This window comes from Stenotrophomonas sp. C-A (assembly GCF_054030835.1).
Genome location: NZ_CM132916.1, coordinates 1,648,958 through 1,669,385 on the forward strand (window position 1 = coordinate 1,648,958; position 20,428 = coordinate 1,669,385).

A 20,428-nucleotide genomic window follows, 5' to 3' on the forward strand; every position below is an offset into this window, starting at 1 on the left:
TCTGGCTGGTGTTTCGATGATCGAGCTCATGATTGCGCTCGCGATCGGCTTGATCATCATGCTCGCCGTGATCCAGGTGTTCGCCGCCTCCCGTGCGGCCTATCAGTTGTCCGAGGGCATGGCGCGCGTGCAGGAAAATAGCCGGTTCGCGATGGATACCCTACAGCGCGAACTGCGGATGGCCGGCCATTTCGGTTGCGTCAACGACCAGTCGCACGATCTTTCCGGATCGCTGCACAGCACCTTGACTGCCAGCGCGCATCCAACCCTGGACTTCGGCCGTTCCATCCAGGGCTATGAAGCTGTCGGGACCGCGCCCGGCAAAGATGTCACGATCAGCGCTGATCCGCCGACTGGCGGCGTGGACTACCTCCCCGTGCTGCCGAAGGAGATCGCTGATGCCCTGCCGAACCGGGTCAACGGCAGCGATATCGTGGCAATGCGCTACCTGATGCCCGACGGTGTCCCGGTAACCCTGATCGGCGGCACCGCGTCCAAGCCGATCTTCAGTTTCGACGCCAAGCGCGTGGCGGTGCTGAACAGTGGTGTCAGCAATCCGGGATTGTTCGGTGTCGCAGATTGCATTTCCGCGACCACGTTCCAGGCCAATGCAGTGAATGCCGCTGCCGGTACCGTGACCTTTGACACCGCGCCGAACAACACCGGCACTTTCAGCAGCGTCTATACCGAAGGGCAGACCATGTTGCATCGCGCCGAAAGCGTGGTGTTCTACGTCGGTAAAGATGCCGACAGGGAGCAGACCTCGCTGTACCGCGTCCGCTTCGGTGCCGCTCCCAATGGTGCATTCACTGCCAGCGCGCCCGAAGCGCTGGTCGAGGGTGTGGCTAACATGCAGCTTCTGTACGGGCAGGATCGCGGCCTGACGCGGACCGCACCAACCGGCTTCATCGACCGCCAAGGCACCGCTGATGACGTGGAGAAGTCATTGACCGATACCGCGCAGGCCTGGCGGCGTGTGGGTGCCGTGCAACTGGGTCTGGTCATGTCCAGCCCCGACCCGGCCGCAGCTACCCAGGCCAAGGACGGGGCGGCACTCACTGCGCTGGGGGTGACCTTTGCCGCGCCCAGTGATGGGCGCATGCGCTCCACCTACCAGACGACCATCGCAATCCGTAACCGCCTGTTTGGCAACTGAGGCATCCCATGGCTCTACGCGCGCCCCGCTGGCAACCTCCTCGCACTCAACGGGGTGCGGTGCTCTACGTTGCCCTGATCATGCTCATCCTGCTGGCCCTGATCGGCATCGCAGGCATGCAGGTAACAGGCATGCAGGAGCGCATGGCGGCCAATTATCTACGGACCAACCTGGCGTTCCAGAACGCTGAGCAGAATGCCCGTCAGGTTGAGGACACCATTGCCACCACCATCGAAGGTGGTGGGTTGTACGCTGCGGCGCAGGAGGCCTGCAGCCCAACCTACGACCCACTGACCTGGGCCAATGGAGTTTCCGCCAACTCGGCGCAGTACACCCGTCGGATCGACAAGTGCTTCCCATCCTCCAGTCGTCGCGTGGGTGCGAAGTTGAACGAAGACACCGGCAACATCTATCAGGTCACTGCCCTGTCCAGTGATGCCACCACCAACGCTTCGGCCAGCGCCGTCATCGATACGGTTTTCATTCCATGAACACTCCGCGCCGTTTCCTCCGCCTCACTCCGTCCCAGTGGTTGCGATGGGGTACCGCTGGTGCTGTCGTCGCTGCTGTCGCCGCGCTGGTGATTCCGCTACGTGCGGCCATTGGTGACTTCGATATCGCCCAGGAGCCGCTATACAGCAAGCAGAGCCAGCCACCGCTGATGATGATGGTGATGTCGCGTGACGAACAGCTGTTCAACAAGGCATACAGCGACTACACCGACATCGGTGGCGGTCCTGATGGCAGTGAGGACGGCATCCTCGATACGACCTATCTGGATGCATTCGAGTACGGCGGCTACTTCGACTCCAAACTCTGCTACTCGGTGACAGGAACTGGAGCCAGCGCACTGTTCAAGGCTGCCGCGAAGGGCGGTGGCAATAACGGTCATAGCTGCACGGGCCAGTGGTCCGGCAACTTCCTCAACTGGGTCACCATGAGCAGGCTGGACGTCATGCGTAGCGTGCTTTACGGTGGACTGCGCACAACAGACAGCCTGACCCAGACCATCATCGAGCGCGCGCGGATTCCCAATGATCTGCACGCTTGGGTGAAGGTGTATACCGGTTCAGACATCGGCAGCTTCGCACCGCTGACGGCGAACTCCACCGGCTGGTCATTCTGCAATGGCAACACATCTGCCACCAGCGGGTCGCTGATGCGGGTGGCTTCGGGCAACTGGTCCGAGTGGGCATCGACGGCCAGTTATCAGTGCGGCGTCGGCCGTACCGATACCGACGGCAAGCGCGACGTGCCCGGATCGGCAGCGGACTATGCTGTGCGCCTGGATGTCTGCGCGGGAGGCACTGACGCCTTGCGCGAAAACTACTGCCGCAAGTACACCAGTGGCAATACCGATCGTTACAAGCCGGCCGGCCTGCTGCAGACCTATGGCGAGAGCGGGCGCCTGCGTTTTGGCCTGATTTCCGGTACATATGCCAATCCGCGTGATGGTGGCGTATTGCGCAGGAACATCGGCAAGCTGGCCGGCAATGGTGACAGCTTCTGCGGCACCGGTGACGAGATCGATCTCTCCACCGGACAGTTCTGCTACATGAAGTCCGGCGCGACCGCCAATGGCGAAGGGGTGATCAACACGATCTCCAACTTCAGCATCGACCAGTGGAACTGGAAGGATAACTGGACCGACTGCAACCAGTACGGCATTCTTAATCGTGTAGGCACCGATAAATCCAAGATTCTCAACAACCCCGGCTCAGGCAACCAGAAGTGCAGCGCCTGGGGCAATCCGCTGGCGGAGATGTATGCAGAAGCCCTGCGCTATGTGACGGGTGGAAGCAAGGTTTACAGTGATTCTGGTGATCTCCCTACGCTTCCAACCGGCATTGCCTGGGTCGACCCCTATCGGGACCCGGCCAAGGGCGGCAACTCCTATTGCGCTACCTGCAACATTCTGGTCATGTCATCTGGTCTGCCGTCGTTCGACAGCGACAACATTGGTACGTTGCCCGCTTCGATCAACGCGACTACCGCGACCAACGATATCGGAACCGCTGAGGGCATCGCCGGCAAAAGCTGGATGATCGGTCGCGTGGGTACGACCCCGAGCGGCACCGTGCTCAATACCCACGAAGATATCTGCCAAGGGCGTACCGTCGACAATCTCAGCCTGGCGCGTGGCATCTGTCCCGACATTCCTTCGATGGAGGGTAGCTATCTGGTGGCAGGCATGGCCAAGGCTGCAGCGGCTACCGATCTGCGCCCAGGCGTACAGAGCAAGCCAGCCAGTTACAAGATCTCCGCCACCACCTATACCGTGGCGATGGCCGAGAACCTGCCGAAGTTCGAGATCAAGGTCGGCGGCAAGACCATCAGTCTGGCGCCGTTGTGCCAGGCCAACAACGACGGTTGGCTGGAAATCAAGGACGCCGGTTGGCGCAGCTGCTTCCTGGGTTCGGTTGGTGTTGGAGTGAAATCCGGTGTCAACAACAACAAGTACGGTCGGCCGTACGCGAATGACGCGAGTTCGGGCAGCTTCTCGCTGGTATGGGAGGACTCATTGTGGGGCAATGACCACGACAATGACGTTGTGGCGATGATGAGCTACTGCGTAGGGGCAGCCTGCAACACTGTGCCGCCGGGTGCCAATGACATGTGCTGGCGTGCTGATCCGGCCCGCAGCGTGGTTGCCAATACCACCACCACCCTGTGCAACCGCGATCAATCCAGTCGTGGTACCACCTTGCGCAGCACCGTGGCGGCCGACGAAGTGTTGATCCGAATCGAGAACCTGTCCGCCTTCGCCGGCAACGCAATGCTGACCGGCTATACCATTTCCGGCTCGAACGCCGCCGATACGGTGCAGCGTCTGACCCTGCGCAAGGGTGATTACCAACGGGGCACCAGCGGTCCTGCGCGCAATGGTTCCGTCATTACCCAGTCCGACGATTTCCCGAGTACGTGGGATCGGCCGGTGGTGATCAAGTACAAGGCCTCAAGTGGTGTGGCAGCCGGCCAGCTGGAAAGCCCGCTGTGGTACGCCGCCAAATACGGCGTGCCGGCTGGCAAGAAGTGGGACAGCAAGAAGCCCGGAGTACCCGACAACTACTTCCTGGCTCGCAATCCTTCCAAGCTGCGCCAGGCGCTGGATGACATCTTTGCCAGTGCTGCCGAGGGCGACGCGCCGGTCGGTGGCAGTGGCTCGGGTGCACGCATCACTACCGGCTCGTTCACGGTAGGCTCGCATTACAAGGTTACTGCCGGCTCAAATGACTGGACGGGTGACGTGGTGGGAACCCAGGTGTTGCCCAGCGGCGCCGATGGTGATGAATTGTGGCGTGCATCGAGCAGGATGGCGGGCGCCAACCGCAAGATCTTCATGGCGACATCCGCCAACATGCAGGACACCAAGGACGTGGTCACGCCAGTAGCTGCAGCGGCGTTCACGGCGTCCGCCATTCCAGGCAGCACCCGCGCGCAGAAGCTGGCGGTGATGGGCTTCAGCACCACCCCGACACCGATCCCGGCCTGGTTCGGTAGCACGACTGTCGACCAACTGGTCAACTATCTCAGTGGCAGCGCAGTGCCTGGGCTTCGGACCCGCACCTCGCCTCTGGGTGACATCATCAACTCCACTACTGAAATCGTGTCCAACCGCGATGATTTTGGCTATGGGGGCTGGACGGCGCAGAGCGTTGCGTGGAAGCAGACGCTCGGCAGTGCCTACAAGACCTTCCTGAATGCAAAGCGTGCGGCCAATGGACCGCCAACCATGGTTTATGTCGGTGCCAACGATGGCATGCTGCACGGCTTCAATGCCAGCACCACAGCGGCGGCGGGCAGGGAGGAGTTTGCTTTCATTCCGTCCACATCACTGCAGCACATTGCCGAACTGGCGAACCCGAAGTATGGCCACCGCTACTATGTGGACGGTCCGGTGACATCTTCGGATGTCTATTACGGTGATTCCTGGCATACCGTGGTGGCGGCGACCACCGGCGCCGGTGGCGCGAGCAAGGCGCCGAATGCGGCAAGCGTCGGCAATGGCTCGGTATTCGCTCTGGATGTCAGCGATCCGAGCGGGTTCGACGCCAGCAAGGTGCTGTGGGAAGTATCCGGCAAGAACGAATCAGATCTTGGTTTCGTGCTTGGCAAGCCAGCGATCGTTCCGTTGACCAGCGCCACCAGTGGTGGGGCACCGCGTTTTGTCGCGCTGTTCGGCAACGGTGTGAACTCGTCAGGTGGCAAGGCTGTGCTGTACGTGGTCGATATCCAGACCGGCAAGGTGCTCAAGCGCTTGAGTCCGGCTGATTCCAAGTACGTGGGCCGCAATGGCCTGATGAACATCGTGCCGGTGGCGCTGAAGAATGCGGACGGGGTGACCGATACGGTGTATGGCGGCGACATGAAGGGCAATCTGTGGAAGTTCGATCTGTCCAGCAATGATCCGGCCAACTGGAACGTGGCCTATAGCGGAGCACCACTGTTCACTGCGACCCGCAACAACGTGGCCCAGCCCATCACCGGAAGCATCGAAGTCAGCAGCGGTCCAGCCGGCGGCATCAGTTTGTTCTTCGGTACCGGGCAGTACTTCGCGGCCGACGACAACACCGTCAATGCGAATACCGGCGTGCAGACGCTGTATGGCGTATGGGACGATCTGAAAACACCGATCGCCGACCGCACCAGCCTGGTCCAGCAGAGCGTCTTGGTTGGCACCGACAGCAATGGCTATGAGACCCGCGACATTACCTCCAATCCGGTCAGCTATACGAACAAGCGTGGCTGGTACGTAGACCTGACCGTCGATTCAATCGTTGATGGCGAGCGTTTCATTGCAACGCCGACGATTCAGAGTGGCCGTGTGTTCTTCCTGACCTATGTTCCCGGGAGCGCCATCTGTGGCAGCGGGGGGGTCAACTGGCGCTACGGTGTGTACCTGCTGACCGGCGGGGGAGGCATGTCTGGCCTCAGCGACAAGCCCGGCGGTGATTCGATCTGCACCGGCAACTGTGGTGGAATCAAGCTGACCAAGGGGGGCAAGGGCAGCCAGGGCGGACCGATTACCAACAACAGTGTGTTTGTCCCCAAGCTGACACCCTGCGACCCCAGCAAGACCAAGTGCAAGGTGGATGAGTTGCTGGAACCATGCACCTATATGCTTGGTACCCAGGGGGCCGATGGCATGTATCTGCCACGGCCCTGTGGGCGCCAGTCATGGCGGCAGATTCGATGAACTGTTTGCAATCCGGGAAGCCTATGCGCATGAAATCATCATTTCGTACCGTCCGTGGTTTCACTCTGATCGAGCTGATGATCACCGTTGCCGTAGTTGCGATTCTTGCCGCTGTTGCCATGCCGGCTTACACCGAGCACGTGCGCAAGGCCCGGCGCGCCCAGGCCAAGGCCGATCTGGTGGAACTGGCGCAGGTGCTGGAACGCAATCACACCACTCAGAACACCTACGCCGGTTTGACTCTGCCGTTCACCAGCTCGCCGCGCAACGGCACCTCGTTCTATGCACTGTCCTTGAAAGGTGATGCGACTGCGGCCGCGTTCGAGTTGCAGGCGGTACCGGAGAATGGCCAGGAAGACGACAAATGCGGGACCCTGACCCTTGATCAGGCCGGACGAAAGACGCCGAATGCCAGCAAGGGCCCCGGATGCTGGTGAAGGGCGGGCCGTTTCGCCACATTGCAGAAAAGGCTTGCACTCCCCTGCGAACGCTGGCTAAAATGCGCACCCCGCCCGAATAGCTCAGCCGGTTAGAGCACTTGACTGTTAATCAGGGGGTCGTTGGTTCGAGTCCAACTTCGGGCGCCAGATTCGAAAAAGCCGCGAGAAATCGCGGCTTTTTTCGTTTCCGCGATGGCATTTCAGTTTTCAGCACGGGGTGGGACTGCGCGGGCGCTGGCTCCTGACCCGTCCCGGGACGCTGATGATGACGCGGCTGTGCTCCTGTCCATTCATGCACAGCACGATGGACTGGTTGGTGCCTGCATTGCGGCCGTCGGGCCGGAACCGTATGTCGGGCCGATGATCGCTGGTGCGCAGGTCGACATGACGCCGGCGTGCCCTGTGTACGCGGAGTTCCCTTGCGGCGCCGGTCGCGCTGTTGGCCGGTTCGACCTGCACCCGCCAGCCCTGGCTCCATGCCTGGTCACACCTCAGGCCATCCGACGAACCGCAGACCGTCACGCGGCGGCGTTCGGTGATGGCGGCGTTGCGTGCCATCGACAGGCTGGCGACCAGTTCGGCGCGCAGCGTTTCCGCCTGGAAGTGCCGCAGCGTGCGTTGCCAGGGGCCCCACGCCAACGCCAGCAGGACCGACAGCACCATGACAGCGATCAGCAGCTCGATCAGATGGAGGCCGCGGTGGAGCCGGGCAGGGCGAAGATGAAGGGACATGCCTCCAGCCTCGTTCCGTGCTCGCGCATTCACCATCGGCCAACGCCGCGGCTGCCTGCCCGGAAACCCCTCAGCCGGCCGTCACCGCTTGCCCCGTATACTCACCCTTCCCGGGAACTGGCAACACCATGAGCGACCGTTTTGAACTCGTCTCGCCGTATTCGCCGGCGGGCGACCAGCCTGATGCCATCGCAAAGCTGACCAGCAACTTCGAAGCGGGCATCGCCAAGCAGACCCTGCTGGGCGTCACCGGCTCGGGCAAGACCTACACCATCGCCAACGTCATCCAGAACGTGCAGAAGCCGACGCTGATCATGGCGCCGAACAAGACGCTGGCGGCGCAGCTGTATGGCGAGTTCAAGGCGTTCTTCCCGCACAACGCGGTGGAGTATTTCGTCAGCTATTACGACTACTACCAGCCGGAAGCCTACGTGCCGTCGTCGGACACCTTCATCGAGAAGGACAGTTCGATCAACGAGCACATCGAGCAGATGCGACTGGCGGCGACCAAGACCCTGCTGTCGCGCCCGGACGCGATCGTGGTGGCGACGGTATCGGCGATCTACGGCCTGGGCGCGCCGGAAGACTACCTGTCGTTGCGCCTGATCCTGTCCAAGGGCGAGCGCATCGACCAGCGCGACCTGATCAACCACCTCACCCAGCTGCAGTACACGCGCAATGAGTATGAGCTGCAGCGCGGTACGTTCCGCGTGCGAGGTGAAGTGATCGACGTGTTCCCGGCGGAGTCGGACAGCGAAGCCCTGCGCCTGGAACTGTTTGATGGCGAGGTCGAGAAGATCACCCTGTTCGACCCGCTCACCGGCGAGACGCTGCGCAACATGCAGCGCTTCACGGTCTACCCGAAGACCCACTACGCCACCACGCGCGAGCGTGTGCTGGCAGCGATCGAGACGATCAAGGTCGAGTTGAAGGAGCGGCTGGAGCAGCTGTACGCGCAGAACAAGCTGGTCGAAGCGCAGCGCCTGGCGCAGCGCACCCAGTTCGACCTGGAAATGATGGCCGAGGTCGGCTTCTGCAACGGCATCGAGAACTATTCCCGGCACCTGACCGGCAAGAACGCCGGCGAGCCGCCGCCGACCCTGTTCGACTACCTGCCGGCCGACGCGCTGCTGGTGATCGACGAATCGCACGTGACCATTCCGCAGATCGGTGCCATGTTCAAGGGCGACCGTTCGCGCAAGGAGACGCTGGTCGAATTCGGGTTCCGGCTGCCCTCGGCGCTGGACAACCGGCCGCTGCGCTTCGAGGAGTGGGAAGAGCGCTGCCCGCGCAGCATCTACGTGTCCGCTACGCCAGGCCCGTACGAGTACCGCGAGGCGGGTGACGAGATCACCGAACTGGTGGTGCGCCCGACCGGCCTGATCGATCCGGTGGTGGAGATCCGTCCGGTCGGTACCCAGGTCGATGACCTGATGAGCGAGGCCAACGCGCGCATCAAGGCCGGTGACCGGGTGCTGGTCACGACGCTGACCAAGCGCATGGCCGAGAACCTCACCGAGTACCTGACCGAGCACGGCATCCGCGTGCGCTACCTGCACTCGGATGTGGATACGGTCGAGCGCGTGGAGATCATCCGCGACCTGCGCCTGGGCAAGTTCGATGTGCTGGTGGGCATCAATCTGCTGCGCGAAGGCCTGGACATGCCGGAAGTGTCGCTGGTGGCGATCCTGGATGCCGACAAGGAGGGCTTCCTGCGCTCGACCGGTTCGCTGATCCAGACCATCGGCCGTGCCGCGCGCAACGTGCGCGGCAAGGCGATCCTGTATGCGGACAAGATCACCCGTTCGATGCAGGCCGCGATCGATGAGACCGACCGTCGTCGCGCCAAACAGGTCGAGTACAACGAGGAGCACGGCATCGTGCCGCGCTCGGTGGCGCGCCCGATCGTCGACGTGCTGGAAGGGGCGCGTTCGGACGCCGCCGAGAAGGAAGCAAAGAAGGGCAAGGGCAAAGGCAGGCCCGGCGTTGCCGAGGAGGGGAGTGACTATCGATCGCTCAGCCCGGCCCAGCTGGCGTCCCGTCTCAAGGCACTGGAACAGCAGATGTACCAGCACGCCAAGGACCTGGAATTCGAGGATGCCGCCCGCGTGCGTGACCAGATCCGGCAGCTGAAGGAAGCGAGTCTGGGCTGAACGCGGCAGTGCAGCATCTTCTTCACAAAAGTGTTGCGCTTCACGGCCGGCATCCGTAATATACGCGGCCTGCACCGACGCAATCGCGGACGTTCAGAAGCAAAAACGGGCGGTTAGCTCAGCGGTAGAGCACTACCTTGACATGGTAGGGGTCACAGGTTCGAACCCTGTACCGCCCACCACGAAGTCTCCGGAAGGAGGCTGTCGTGAACTGCAAAGCCCGGCCCTGGCGCCGGGTTTTTACGTAGCAAGGCCAGCTCTCGGGCGGCAAGAACAATATGGGCGGTTAGCTCAGCGGTAGAGCACTACCTTGACATGGTAGGGGTCACAGGTTCGAACCCTGTACCGCCCACCACCTGGCTCCCGGCATTGCCGGTGCAGCGGTGGATCACGATGGAAGCCGGCCCTGGGCCGGCTTTTTTCGTTTTAGGCATCGACCATGGTTCCACATGGTCAGCGTTGCACGGCCAGGTCTTCGACGCTGATCATCCGCTGCAACTTCCAGTGGCCGTCCACGCGCTCCCAGAGCTGGGCAACGCGAACCGTCGCACCACGCGTGGGCTGGGCATCGGCGGGTTCGCGTTGCAGAGGCTGGTTGGCCAGCCTCAGGACCCGGTCCTGGCGCAGCCGGTAAAGCAGCAGGGAGGGCGAACCGCAATCCTGTCGTACGGCTTCCGGCGGCTGGGTTTCGGCAATCAGGATCTGGCTGCGAAGGGCCTCTTCAGAGGGTTCGTTGCCAGCGCCGAACAGGCTGGAGAGCAGCAGCATCAGGGCAAGCATCGGCATGGCACGGTGCTCCAGCGGGAAAGTGCACGCAGGCTGGCATGACATGTGGGGTGCTGCAGCCGGTCTGCGACGAAGGCCGGAATTGAGCCGCCAAAGACGGCCGGGGGGGCGATGAATCCGGGCCGTGCAGGCGTAGACTTCGGTCTACCGCGCAATCGCGCCGTCACTGCAAGGAGCTGCCGCATGAGCGATCACGTTCCGGTTTCCCGGCCCAATCCCATCCTCGAGCTGCTGTTCGGCGGCAACATGCTGGAGGGTACCTTCAAGGCGGTGATCTGGGTGGCCCTGCTGGCGGCAGTGCTGGCGTGGACCACGTTCCGCTGAGTCTTCCCGCTGCTCTGCAGCACCGGCAGCGTTGCTGGCCTGCGCTCAGGCGCTGAAGGCCTGGCGCAGGCTGCGCAGGGTGGCCTGGCGATGTTCCTTTGCGGTTGCTTCGCCCATCTCAAGTTCCTGCAGGCGCAATCCCACCAGCGTCATCGACAACGCATAGCCGCGTGCCGCATCGGCGGCACGCGACAGGCCGAGTGCGCGGCGCGTCAACGCGTTCACGTGTTCCAGGTCGGGCAGCAGCCCCAGGTAGGCGCGCTCGGCGCTGTCCAGGTCCGGGGCACGCAGGATCGCGTGCGCTTCAGCAGCAGGGGAGACGGAGGCCATGGGGGGTCCTTGTCCGTTGCGGGCGCTCGATCAGAACGAGCGCATCAGGGAAATGAAGGCCGACGTCTGCGTGCCGCGACGGGCCATCGGGCTGTCCTTTACGGCATCGCCGAACCACTGGTTGGCGACGACGCCGGTCGCGCGCCACTTCGTGCCCAGAGGCGTACTGACCGCGATCTGCAGGCTCGGCGATGTCGCGCTGCCCGGGTTGTAGGCGGCAAGTCCCGAGCGCAGCGCTTCTTCGTCGGTGATGCCGTAGTAGTAGTCGAGCAGGCGCGCACTGGAGTGCACCACGCCGACCTTGGGCACCCAGGTGAAGCGACCGGCCTGGATCGGATAGCTGTAGTGCAGGCGCGATTCCATGCCACCTCCGTGGCCGGTGACCTCGCGCATCACGCTGGCCTCGACGATGCCCCAGTCGGCGCTGTATTCACCATTGATGCCGGCCATGGCGGACATCTGCCGGCTGTGCAGGCGACGCAGCTGAGGATCGTTCACGTCGTCGGTCTTGAAGCGCAGCGTGTAGGGCGTGACCGCCGCCGACAGGCGCAGGCCCTCGCGCTTGTACAGGTACATGCCCAGCGAGCCCGGGCTGGCGAAGAAGCGCTCGCCCTGCCAGGCAATGGACGGTACGACCAGCGGCTTTACGTCGTAGTGGGCGTAGGCCCCTGAGGTCGCGCCGGCACTGATACCGGCCTGCACCCCCGGGTTCCGGTCGGCGGCGTGGGTGATCAACGGAAGGCCGATGGCAGCGGAGAACAGCAACGGGCGCAGCAGGGTCGGGGACAGCGACGGCATCGATCAGCCACTTTGCGGGGGATGGCTGTGCATGGTGCGGGCACAACATTGTCAGAACATTGCGCCTTGGCATTCGGCACGCGAAGGCGCCCAAAGCCGGCGCCAGGCACTATGATCGGCACCGTTTCCGGTAGCCGAGCCCCTGATGCGCATCCTCCTGGTCGAAGACGATCCCGATCTGTCCCGTGCCCTGCAATCGGGCCTGGAGCGGCAGGGCGTGGTCGCCGACGTGGTCGGCAGCCTGGCCGAAGCCGCGATCGCGCTCCGCGAGCCGGTGCACCAGCTGATGCTGCTCGACCGCCAGCTGCCCGATGGCGATGGCGTGGCGTTCGTCGCCACCGCGCGCGCGCTGCGCCCGAACCTGGCGGTGATCATGCTGACGGCCAAGGGAACGCTGTCGGACAAGGTCGAGGGGCTGGATGTCGGTGCCGATGACTACCTGGTGAAGCCGGTGGCGATCGAGGAGCTGATGGCGCGGATCCGCGCGGTCTCGCGCCGGCCCTCGGCGATGGTGACGCCAAGCCTGCATCTGGGCCGGCTGGAATTCGACTTCGAATCGCTGCAGGCGCAGGTGGAGGGCCAGCTGTTGGCGCTGCCCCGGCGCCAGGTGCTGGTGCTGCAGGCGCTGGCGATGCGACAGGGACGCACGGTCACCCGCAGCGCGTTGGAGGCGGCAGTGTACGGCTTCGATGACGAGATCCAGTCCAATGCACTGGACGCGCATATCTCCAAGCTGCGCAAGGCGCTGCAACAGGCCGGGGCCGGCGTGGAGATCCATGTGATCCGCGGCGTCGGCTACCTGCTGGCGGAGGCCTGAGATGGCACGTCCGACACGTCCGATCCGTTCCATCACGCTGGGATTGGCCTGGCGGTTGTTCCTGGCGCAGGCCTTCACCGTGCTGTTCGCAGTTGTTGCGCTGATCCTGACCTGGGGCGACAAGGACACCTGGGGCATGGACATGTTCATGGCCGAGGCGGTGGCCAAGGCGGTGCACAGCGATGGTGGCCGGCTGGTGCTGGACCAGGCACGCTGGGAAAAGCTCGATGCCAGTGCCGGCGGCAACCTCTGGTTCGCGGCAGTCGACGACAAGGGAGCCTGGTTGGAGCGCGGCACGATTCCGGCGATCCACGCGCCGCTGCTGGCGCGGTTGCCTACGCTGGGCGCGACCGAACTCGGTTCGCTGGTGCCGCCGTACCTGGATGTGGCGCGGGTGATGATCCGCAACGAAGAGGGCCGTCGCATCACGGTGATGGTGGGCGGCGCTCCAAAGGGCGGGCTGCTGGATGGCGCGCTGATGGTGCTGCGCCTGATCGGCCTGTGGTTCTTCCTGCCGCTGATCGTGATCACGCTGCTGGTGATGCCGACCGTGATCCACCGCGCCATGCGTGGCGTGCGCCGCTCCGCGCAACAGGCCAAGGAGCTGGATATCGGCCAGCCGGGTGCGCGGCTGGATGCGCAGCTGGTGTCGACCGAGGTCGCGCCTTTGGTTGAAGCCTTCAACGACGCGATCGACAAGGTGCAGCAGGGCTATGCGGCGCGTGACAAGTTCCTTGCCGATGCCGCGCACGAGCTGCGTGTGCCGATCGCGGTGGTGCAGGCGCGCCTGTCGCAGCTGCCGCAGGGCGAGCTGAAGTCGCAGCTGCTGACCGACGTGGCGCGGCTCGGCAACGTCGCCGAGCACCTGCTGGACCTGCAGCGACTTGATCGTAATGTCGGTGCACTGCAGCGGCTGGATCTGGCACTGCTGGTGCGTGAAGCGGCCGCCGATCTGGCGCCGCTGGTAGTCGGTGCCGGCTACGGCTTCGAAGTGGATGCACCTGAGATGCCGGTGTGGATCCATGGCGACAGCCTGGCGTTGGGGCGGGTGATCGCCAACCTGGTGCACAACGCCATCGTCCATGGCGGCGGACGCGGCACCATCTGCGTGCGCCTGGACGCACGCGGCCTGCTGGAAGTCAGCGATCAGGGCGCCGGTATTCCGGTGAGCGACCGTGAAGCGATCTTCGAGCCGTTCCATCGCCTGCGTGCGGCGGGCAGTGGCAGTGGCCTGGGCCTGCATCTGGTGAAGGAAATCGTGCAGCATCACGGCGGCTCGGTCAGTGTCGGCGAGGCCGCCGGCGGCGGTGCCAGCTTCCGGGTCAACTTCCACCGCGGCACCGTCCGGCGCTGACAGCCACGCGGGGAAAACCCCGATAGGCAACCTGTTGCACCCGGCGGCAGGCTGATGGAATGGCTTTCGAACGTTCCGCGCCGGCCCTGTTCGGCCCCGGCTGCGCCGCCGGCCTGGTACTGGGCGCGCTGGCCTGCGTGCAGATGCCGGCGCTGCTGCCGCTGTGGCTGAGCGTGCCGATGGCGGTTGCCGGCGGCGCGGGCTGGCTGCTGCGCTGGCGCGGCCGCACCTGGGCTGCGGTCATGCTCGGCCTGGCATGGGCAACAGTGCACGGGCAATGGGCCTTGCACGACCAGCTTCCACCCGACGCGCCGCCGCAGGATGTGCAGGTGCGAGGGCGGGTGGCTGATCTTCCACAGAGCGGGCCCGGCTACACGCGCTTCGTGTTGCACGTGGATGAGGCCGATACGTTGCCAGCGTTGCGTGGCAAGCGCCTGCAGATCACCTGGAACGACCCGTGGCGCGGATCGTCAGCGCACGGGGCCGAGGGCGGACGCCATGCGGTTCGTGCAGGGGCGCATTGGCAGTTGTCGTTGCGCGTGCGTGCGCCACGCTCGCGGATCAATCCCGGCGGCTTCGATGGCGAACGCCATGCATTGCTGCGTGGTATCTCCGGCAATGGCACGGTGCGCGACCCGGGCGCTGCCCGTGAGCACGCGCCTGCGCAGGGCCTGCCGGCCTGGCGCGAGCGCAGCAGTGACGCCATCGCCACGCAGGTGGCACATCCTGCCGCGCGGTTCGTGCAGGCCTTGGCCCTGGGCGACACCCGCGGCCTGTCTGATGCCGACTGGGAACACCTGCGCGCGCTGGGCCTGACCCATCTGGTCGCCATCTCCGGTTTCCATGTGGGCGTGGTGGCGGGCTTCGGCGTACTGCTGTGCCGTGTGTCGTGGTGGCTGTGCCCAGTGCTGGGACGGTACTGGCCACGGCCGCAGGCGGCGGCATGGGGCGCGGCGCTGGCCGCAGCTGCCTATGCCGTGGCAGCCGGTGGCGCGCTGCCAACGGTGCGCGCGGCGCTGATGATCGGGTTGGTGGCACTGGCCCGTGCCGGACGTCGCCCGGTGGGTGCGGGGCAGGGGCTGGCCCTGGCCGCGATGGTGATGCTGCTGCCGGCGCCGCTGTCGGTGCTGTCGGCCGGCTTCTGGCTCAGCTTTGGCGGCGTGCTGTGGCTGCTGTGGTGCCTGCCGCGAACCGGGCCGGAGGGCGCCGGTGGGGGCCTGCGTGGCTTCCTGGCCGCCCAGGGCGTGGCCAGCCTCGGCCTGTTGCCGCTGTGCGTGGCCCTGTTCGGCGGCACCGCGCGCTTGGGGCCGCTGGTCAACCTGCCGATCATTCCGTGGTGGACCCTGCTGGTGGTGCCGTTGTCGTTGCTGGGTACTGCGCTGCAGGTGCTGCACGACGGTGCCGGGCGCTGGGCCTGGCGTGCCGCTGCCTGGCTGTTCGAGCTGAGTTGGCAGGCGCTGCAGCCACTGGCGCTGCACCCGCAGGCGATGTGGTGGTTGGCCGAGGCGCCGCGCTGGGCCGTCCCGGCGGCATTGGCGGGGGTGTTCTGGTGGCTGCTGCCACGCGGCGCAGGCGGTGGCCTGGCGGGCCTGCTGCTGTGCCTGCCGCTGCTGTGGCCCGCCCGCCATGCACCGGCCGAAGGGGAGCTGGAGCTGCTGGTGCATGACGTAGGGCAGGGCACTGCGGTGCTGGTACGTACGGCGCGGCACGCGCTCTGGTACGACGTGGGGCCGCCGACCGGCGGCGAGGGCAACGAACGCATTCTGGTCCCGGCCCTGCGCGCGCTCGGCCAGGGGCCGCCCCGGCGGGCGATGCTCAGCCATGACCATCTTGATCACACCGGCAGCCTGTCCAGCCTGCGACGGCAGCTGCACGGACTGCAGCTGCTGGCACCACCGGGCAGCACCATCGCTGGCGCCACGCCCTGCCAGCGGGGGCTGCGCTGGCAGTGGGACGGGGTTGATTTCCAGGTCCTGCACCCGGCGCCGGGCAGCCGTCAGGCCGAGAACGAAGACAGCTGCGTGCTGCGCATCGCCAGCCGCCACGGCGTGGTCCTGCTGCCGGGTGACATCGGCCGGCCGGCCGAGCGGACGCTGCTGCAGGCGTCTCCGGCAGCGCTGAAGGCGGATGTGGTGCTGGTGCCCCACCATGGCAGCGGCGGCAGCTCCAGCGCGCCGTGGGTTGAGGCCGTGGCGCCACGGCTGGCGGTGGTCTCGGCCGGGCACCGCAACCGCTTCGGGCACCCTCGCCAGGACGTGGTCCAGCGCTGGCAGGCGCAAGGGGCCGAGGTACTGGCCACGGCCGATTCCGGGGCGATCCGCATATGGCTTGGCGCACAAGGGCTGCAGCTGCGTGAACAGCGCATCCACGCATCCCGCTGGTGGGATGCCGCTGGGCGGGCGCGGTCGGCTGCTATCCTATCGCCGATCGAACAAGCGGCCGTTGGGCCGGAGGGTTGAAACGTGTGGGAACTGGTCAAGGCCGGTGGCTGGCCGATGGTGCCGCTGCTGCTGTTGGGCGTACTGGCTTTGGCGATCATCCTGGAGCGTTTCTGGTCCCTGCGGCGTACTGAAGTGCTGCCGCCCGGCCTCGGCCAGGAAGTGCGCAACTGGGCGGCACGCGGCAAGCTCGACCCGGCCCACCTGCAGACCCTGCGCGCGAACTCGCCGCTGGGCGCGCTGCTGGCCGCGGCGCTGGAAGCGCGCAACCGTCCGCGTGACCAGATCCGCGAGCGCATCGAAGACACCGGCCGCCACCTGGTGCACCGCATGGAGCGTTTCCTCAACGCGCTGGGCACCATCGCTTCGGCCGGGCCGCTGCTGGGCCTGCTGGGCACGGTGATCGGCATGATCCAGATGTTCCTGGGTATCCTCGACCACGGCGTCGGTGATGTGAACCAGCTGGCCGGTGGTATCGGCAAGGCGCTGGTGTGCACCGCCACCGGCATGATCGTCGCCATTCCGGCGCTGATGTTCCACCGCTACTTCAAGGGCCGCATCCACGGTTACGTGGTGGAGATGGAGCAGGAAGCCAGCGCGCTGCTGGATACGCTGGATGGCCGACCTGGGGTGATGAACCCTGCCGCTGCCACGCGCCCGGCCGGCGCGGCGATGGCGAAGGCCTGATCGATGCGTATCGGCAACGACCGATCCCAGGATGAGCCGCATATCGACCTGGTGCCACTGATCGACGTCATCCTGGTGTTGATCATCTTCTTCGTGGTCACCACTACCTTCGACGCGCGCTCGACACTCCAGGTGCAGCTGCCCACGGCCAGCCAGCAGCCCAGCAATGAGCCGCCGCGCTCGTTGAGCGTGCTGATCAACGCCGAAGGCCGCTACTTCATCAATGACCAGGAAGTGCTGCGCAGCGACGTCGAGTCGGTCAAGCAGACCATCGCGGCCGTTGCCGGCAGCGACCGCACCCAGCCGGTGCTGTTGCGTGCCGATGCCCGCACGCCCTATCAGGCCGTGGTGACCGCGCAGGATGCGCTCGGTCAGCTCGGCTTCCGCCGTATTGCCATTGCAACAGCACCCGAGGTGCGTCCATGAGTTCCAAACACGCGCCGGTGTGGCCGATCTACAAACGTCTGCTGGGATACACCCGTGCCTACTGGGGCATGATGGTCGCCGCCGTCATCGCCATGGCGGTGGAGTCGGTGGCCGGCTACCACTTCACCAAGCTGATGGAGCCGCTGGTCAACCGCGGCTTTGTCAATCCCGAACCGAAAATGGCGGTGATCCTGCCGCTGACCATCCTCGGCCTGTTCCTGATGCGCAGCGCCGCCACCTGGGTGAGCGACTACGCGCTGGCCAAGACCGGTCGCAGCGTGGTGCGCGACCTGCGTGAACAGGTGCTGGCCAAGTACCTGCACCTGCCGTCCTCGCATTTCGATACCGAATCGACGCCGGTGATGGTCAGCCGCCTGAACTTCGATACCGAGCAGGTCACCCAGGCCAGTGCCGACGCGCTCAAGACCGTGGTTGCCGACACCCTGACCATCATCGCCATGCTGGCGGTGATGCTGCAGATGAGCGTCAAGGTGACCGTGGCCATGCTGGTGGTGGTGCCGATGATCGGCGTGATCGTGTCCTACGTCGGCAAGCGCTACCGGCGCATCAGCCGCGGCATCCAGGACGGCATGGGCACGATGGCGCAGACTGCCGAGCAGTCGCTGGCGGCCCAGCAGGAAGTGAAGGTGCACGGCACGCAGCAGCACGAAATGTCGCGCTACTCGCGCCTGGCCAACCGCATGCTGGCGCTGAACATGAAGGTGGAAATCACCCGTGCCGGTGCCTCCAGCGTGGTCCAGTTCCTGGCCGCGCTGGCGCTGGCGGTGATCGTCTGGGTGTCGACCCGCGAAGCACTGGCGGGCCGCCTCAATGCCGGCCAGTTCATGGGCCTGATGATCTCGATGACGGCGATCATCCCGTCGCTGCGCCGCCTGACCAGCGTGCAGTCCTCGATCTCCCGCGGTGTGTCCGCCGCCGAGCGCCTGTTCGACATCCTCGACATGCCGGTCGAGCGCGACGATGGCCGCAACACGGTGCAGCGCGTGCGTGGCGAACTGGCCTTCGAGCACGTCATGCTGCGTTACCGCGAAGACAGTGGCATCGCCCTGGACGACATCAGCTTCGTGGCCAAGCCGGGTACGGTCACCGCCATCGTCGGTCGGTCCGGCAGTGGCAAGACCAGCCTGATCCGGCTGGTGCCGCGCTTCTACGAACCCAGCGGCGGGCGCATCACCCTCGATGGGGTGGCGCTGGATGACTATCCGCTGGCCGACCTGCGTCGCCAGGTGGCGATGGTCGGGCAGAAGGTCATGCTGTTCGATGACACCATTGGCGCGAACATCGCCTATGGCATGGACGCGACCGATGAACAGATCCGAGCGGCGGCCGAAGCCGCAAACGCCTGGGAGTTCATCGCGCGCATGCCGCAGCAGCTGCAGACCCCGGTGGGCGAGAACGGCGCGCTGCTGTCCGGCGGCCAGCGCCAGCGCCTGGCGATCGCCCGTGCGATCCTGCGCGACGCGCCGATCCTGATCCTCGATGAAGCCACCGCAGCGCTCGACAACGAATCGGAGCGCCTGGTGCAGGACGCGCTGCAGCGATTGATGCCCGAGCGCACCACGCTGGTCATCGCGCACCGCCTGTCGACCATCGAGCATGCAGACCAGGTGCTGGTGATGGACCACGGTCGCATCGTCGAGCGCGGTACCCATAAGGAGCTGCTCACCATGGGTGGCCTCTACCAGCATCTGCACAGCATGCAGTTCCGCGAAAGGCAGGACTGATGGCCGGCAAGGGTACCCAGACCCCGCCGTACTGGTACGACGGCAGCCCGGTTCCGTGGGCGATGCGCCTGCTGGCGCCGCTGTATGCCGGCGTCACCGCGCTGCGCCGGCGCGCCTATCGGCGTGGCTGGCGCAAGCGCTACACGCTGCCGGTGCCGGTCATCGTGGTTGGCAACATCACCGCCGGTGGGACTGGCAAGACGCCGCTGACCATCGCGCTGGTGGAGCGCCTGCGTGCCGCCGGCTGGAAGCCGGGCGTGGCCAGTCGTGGCTACGGCCGCGAAGATGCGGACAAACCGCTGTGGGTGAAGGCCGATACGCCGACCGCCAAGGGCGGCGACGAACCGGTGCTGATTGCCTGGAAGACAGGCGTACCAGTGCGCGTGGACAGTGATCGCGTTGCTGCCGGCAAGGCGCTGATCGAGGCCGGCTGCGATGTGATCGTCTGCGACGACGGCCTGCAGCACTACCGGCTGGCGCGCGACATCGAGATCGAAGTGGTCGATGCGCAGCGCCGCTACGGCAATGGCCGGATGATTCCGGCCGGACCGCTGCGCGAGCCGGTCAGCCGCGCCAGCGAGTGCGATTTCCGCGTGGTGAATCTCGGCCAGGCCGATGAAGAATCTGCAGCCCAGGCCTGTGGTTTCGGCCAGTGGCCGATGGCCCTGCACATCGACAGCGCGCAACCGCTGGCCGGAGGCCGTGCCCGTCCACTGTCGTACTTCAAGGGCCAGCGCGTGCACGCCGTGGCCGGCATCGCCCACCCGCAGCGCTTTTTCGACATGCTGCGCGCGCGAGGCATCGGCGTGGTGCCGCACGCCTTCGCCGACCATCAGGCCTATCAGCCGCAGGACCTGTCCTTTGGCAGCCAGCTGCCGGTGCTGATGACCGAAAAGGACGCGGTGAAATGCCGGGCGTTCGGCAATGACTGGCACTACGCGGTCCCGCTGCGCGCCGAGCTGCCTGCCGCGTTCTGGGTGGCGCTGACCGACCGCCTGGACAAGCTGCGACCGAACTGAGTGGCACGGCGGCGCTTGCATTCATG

At 65.3% G+C, this 20,428-nt stretch carries 17 protein-coding genes and 3 tRNA genes; 16 read left to right on the plus strand and 4 right to left on the minus strand.

Annotated elements, in window-relative coordinates; all coding sequences use genetic code 11:
- Positions 1-16: 16 nt before the first annotated feature.
- The 5 genes from ACW5IY_RS07785 (at position 17) to ACW5IY_RS07805 (ending at position 6,940) form a co-directional block, all read left to right on the plus strand.
- Positions 17-1,156: a PilW family protein gene (locus tag ACW5IY_RS07785; protein WP_064968344.1), complete on the plus strand. Its 1,140-nt coding sequence runs from the start codon at positions 17-19 to the stop codon at positions 1,154-1,156.
- A gap of 80 nt (positions 1,157-1,236) precedes the next feature.
- Positions 1,237-1,647, plus strand: coding sequence for a pilus assembly PilX family protein (locus tag ACW5IY_RS07790; protein ID WP_343144385.1), 411 nt, complete (start codon positions 1,237-1,239; stop codon positions 1,645-1,647).
- Positions 1,644-6,353, plus strand: coding sequence for a pilus assembly protein (locus ACW5IY_RS07795; protein ID WP_239682842.1), 4,710 nt, complete (start codon positions 1,644-1,646; stop codon positions 6,351-6,353). The genes ACW5IY_RS07790 and ACW5IY_RS07795 overlap by 4 nt, the downstream gene beginning before the upstream one ends.
- A gap of 23 nt (positions 6,354-6,376) precedes the next feature.
- Positions 6,377-6,790 carry a type IV pilin protein gene (locus ACW5IY_RS07800; protein ID WP_065428005.1) on the plus strand — a complete coding sequence of 138 codons (414 nt, stop codon included), beginning with the start codon at positions 6,377-6,379 and terminating at the stop codon, positions 6,788-6,790.
- 73 nt (positions 6,791-6,863) lie between these two features.
- A tRNA-Asn gene (locus ACW5IY_RS07805) sits at positions 6,864-6,940 on the plus strand.
- 60 nt (positions 6,941-7,000) lie between these two features.
- Here the strand turns inward: ACW5IY_RS07805 and ACW5IY_RS07810 are convergent.
- Entirely contained in the window at positions 7,001-7,525 is a 525-nt protein-coding gene (locus ACW5IY_RS07810; protein WP_049436555.1) for a GspH/FimT family pseudopilin, read from the minus strand.
- A gap of 128 nt (positions 7,526-7,653) precedes the next feature.
- Here ACW5IY_RS07810 and uvrB point away from each other — a divergent pair, with 128 nt between their 5' ends.
- The 3 genes from uvrB to ACW5IY_RS07825 all read left to right on the plus strand — a co-directional run bounded on the left by uvrB (position 7,654) and on the right by ACW5IY_RS07825 (position 10,033).
- Positions 7,654-9,678 (plus strand): excinuclease ABC subunit UvrB, encoded by a 2,025-nt coding sequence (gene uvrB / locus ACW5IY_RS07815; protein WP_019337166.1) that lies wholly within the window; start codon positions 7,654-7,656, stop codon positions 9,676-9,678.
- A gap of 107 nt (positions 9,679-9,785) precedes the next feature.
- Positions 9,786-9,860 (plus strand) — tRNA-Val (locus ACW5IY_RS07820).
- Between the two features lie 98 nt (positions 9,861-9,958).
- A tRNA-Val gene (locus tag ACW5IY_RS07825) sits at positions 9,959-10,033 on the plus strand.
- Positions 10,034-10,131: 98 nt separating this feature from the next.
- On the opposite strand, the gene ACW5IY_RS07830 is transcribed toward ACW5IY_RS07825, so the two are convergent.
- Positions 10,132-10,464: a hypothetical protein gene (locus tag ACW5IY_RS07830; RefSeq protein WP_049436556.1), complete on the minus strand. Its 333-nt coding sequence runs from the start codon at positions 10,462-10,464 to the stop codon at positions 10,132-10,134.
- Positions 10,465-10,647: 183 nt separating this feature from the next.
- Between ACW5IY_RS07830 and ACW5IY_RS07835 the strand changes: the two genes are divergently transcribed.
- Positions 10,648-10,788 (plus strand): hypothetical protein, encoded by a 141-nt coding sequence (locus tag ACW5IY_RS07835; protein ID WP_010486087.1) that lies wholly within the window; start codon positions 10,648-10,650, stop codon positions 10,786-10,788.
- A 45-nt stretch (positions 10,789-10,833) separates the two neighbouring features.
- Here ACW5IY_RS07835 and ACW5IY_RS07840 read toward each other — a convergent pair whose 3' ends face one another.
- On the minus strand, positions 10,834-11,118 hold the full coding sequence (locus tag ACW5IY_RS07840; protein ID WP_019337170.1) for a hypothetical protein: 285 nt from the start codon (positions 11,116-11,118) through the stop codon (positions 10,834-10,836).
- A gap of 30 nt (positions 11,119-11,148) precedes the next feature.
- The gene (locus tag ACW5IY_RS07845; RefSeq protein WP_049436557.1) at positions 11,149-11,916 is read right to left on the minus strand and encodes a MipA/OmpV family protein; all 768 of its coding nucleotides are present in this window, start codon (positions 11,914-11,916) and stop codon (positions 11,149-11,151) included.
- 145 nt (positions 11,917-12,061) lie between these two features.
- On the opposite strand from ACW5IY_RS07845, the gene ACW5IY_RS07850 reads away from it, so the two are divergent.
- Genes ACW5IY_RS07850 through lpxK form a run of 7 tightly spaced genes read left to right on the plus strand, consistent with a single transcriptional unit; the run spans position 12,062 to position 20,402 of the window.
- Complete coding sequence (locus tag ACW5IY_RS07850; RefSeq protein ID WP_010486084.1) at positions 12,062-12,733, plus strand: response regulator transcription factor; 672 nt, start codon at positions 12,062-12,064, stop codon at positions 12,731-12,733.
- A 1-nt stretch (position 12,734) separates the two neighbouring features.
- Positions 12,735-14,087 (plus strand): sensor histidine kinase, encoded by a 1,353-nt coding sequence (locus tag ACW5IY_RS07855; protein WP_049436558.1) that lies wholly within the window; start codon positions 12,735-12,737, stop codon positions 14,085-14,087.
- Positions 14,088-14,146: 59 nt separating this feature from the next.
- Positions 14,147-16,546 (plus strand): DNA internalization-related competence protein ComEC/Rec2, encoded by a 2,400-nt coding sequence (locus tag ACW5IY_RS07860; RefSeq protein ID WP_049436559.1) that lies wholly within the window; start codon positions 14,147-14,149, stop codon positions 16,544-16,546.
- A 3-nt stretch (positions 16,547-16,549) separates the two neighbouring features.
- A complete protein-coding gene (locus ACW5IY_RS07865; protein WP_010486081.1) occupies positions 16,550-17,212 on the plus strand; it encodes a MotA/TolQ/ExbB proton channel family protein in 663 nt (220 codons plus the stop codon).
- A 3-nt stretch (positions 17,213-17,215) separates the two neighbouring features.
- Positions 17,216-17,638, plus strand: a complete 423-nt coding sequence (locus ACW5IY_RS07870; protein WP_049436560.1) for an ExbD/TolR family protein — start codon at positions 17,216-17,218, stop codon at positions 17,636-17,638.
- The gene (msbA, locus tag ACW5IY_RS07875) at positions 17,635-19,383 is read left to right on the plus strand and encodes a lipid A export permease/ATP-binding protein MsbA (protein ID WP_010486079.1); all 1,749 of its coding nucleotides are present in this window, start codon (positions 17,635-17,637) and stop codon (positions 19,381-19,383) included. The genes ACW5IY_RS07870 and msbA overlap by 4 nt, the downstream gene beginning before the upstream one ends.
- On the plus strand, positions 19,383-20,402 hold the full coding sequence (gene lpxK, locus ACW5IY_RS07880) for a tetraacyldisaccharide 4'-kinase (protein ID WP_049436561.1): 1,020 nt from the start codon (positions 19,383-19,385) through the stop codon (positions 20,400-20,402). The genes msbA and lpxK overlap by 1 nt, the downstream gene beginning before the upstream one ends.
- The last annotated feature ends 26 nt before the right edge of the window (positions 20,403-20,428 follow it).

What these genes read in the sequence shown, in the direction of transcription:
- ACW5IY_RS07810 (WP_049436555.1), bottom strand. Translation starts at nt 7,525, where the DNA reads ATGTCCCTTCATCTTCGCCCTGCCCGGCTCCACCGCGGCCTCCATCTG.
- ACW5IY_RS07800 (WP_065428005.1), top strand. Translation starts at nt 6,377, where the DNA reads ATGCGCATGAAATCATCATTTCGTACCGTCCGTGGTTTCACTCTGATC.
- uvrB (WP_019337166.1), top strand. Translation starts at nt 7,654, where the DNA reads ATGAGCGACCGTTTTGAACTCGTCTCGCCGTATTCGCCGGCGGGCGAC.
- ACW5IY_RS07835 (WP_010486087.1), top strand. Translation starts at nt 10,648, where the DNA reads ATGAGCGATCACGTTCCGGTTTCCCGGCCCAATCCCATCCTCGAGCTG.
- ACW5IY_RS07785 (WP_064968344.1), top strand. Translation starts at nt 17, where the DNA reads ATGATCGAGCTCATGATTGCGCTCGCGATCGGCTTGATCATCATGCTC.
- msbA (WP_010486079.1), top strand. Translation starts at nt 17,635, where the DNA reads ATGAGTTCCAAACACGCGCCGGTGTGGCCGATCTACAAACGTCTGCTG.
- ACW5IY_RS07790 (WP_343144385.1), top strand. Translation starts at nt 1,237, where the DNA reads ATGCTCATCCTGCTGGCCCTGATCGGCATCGCAGGCATGCAGGTAACA.
- ACW5IY_RS07845 (WP_049436557.1), bottom strand. Translation starts at nt 11,916, where the DNA reads ATGCCGTCGCTGTCCCCGACCCTGCTGCGCCCGTTGCTGTTCTCCGCT.
- ACW5IY_RS07860 (WP_049436559.1), top strand. Translation starts at nt 14,147, where the DNA reads ATGGCTTTCGAACGTTCCGCGCCGGCCCTGTTCGGCCCCGGCTGCGCC.
- ACW5IY_RS07855 (WP_049436558.1), top strand. Translation starts at nt 12,735, where the DNA reads ATGGCACGTCCGACACGTCCGATCCGTTCCATCACGCTGGGATTGGCC.
- ACW5IY_RS07830 (WP_049436556.1), bottom strand. Translation starts at nt 10,464, where the DNA reads ATGCCGATGCTTGCCCTGATGCTGCTGCTCTCCAGCCTGTTCGGCGCT.
- ACW5IY_RS07795 (WP_239682842.1), top strand. Translation starts at nt 1,644, where the DNA reads ATGAACACTCCGCGCCGTTTCCTCCGCCTCACTCCGTCCCAGTGGTTG.
- ACW5IY_RS07840 (WP_019337170.1), bottom strand. Translation starts at nt 11,118, where the DNA reads ATGGCCTCCGTCTCCCCTGCTGCTGAAGCGCACGCGATCCTGCGTGCC.
- lpxK (WP_049436561.1), top strand. Translation starts at nt 19,383, where the DNA reads ATGGCCGGCAAGGGTACCCAGACCCCGCCGTACTGGTACGACGGCAGC.
- ACW5IY_RS07850 (WP_010486084.1), top strand. Translation starts at nt 12,062, where the DNA reads ATGCGCATCCTCCTGGTCGAAGACGATCCCGATCTGTCCCGTGCCCTG.
- ACW5IY_RS07870 (WP_049436560.1), top strand. Translation starts at nt 17,216, where the DNA reads ATGCGTATCGGCAACGACCGATCCCAGGATGAGCCGCATATCGACCTG.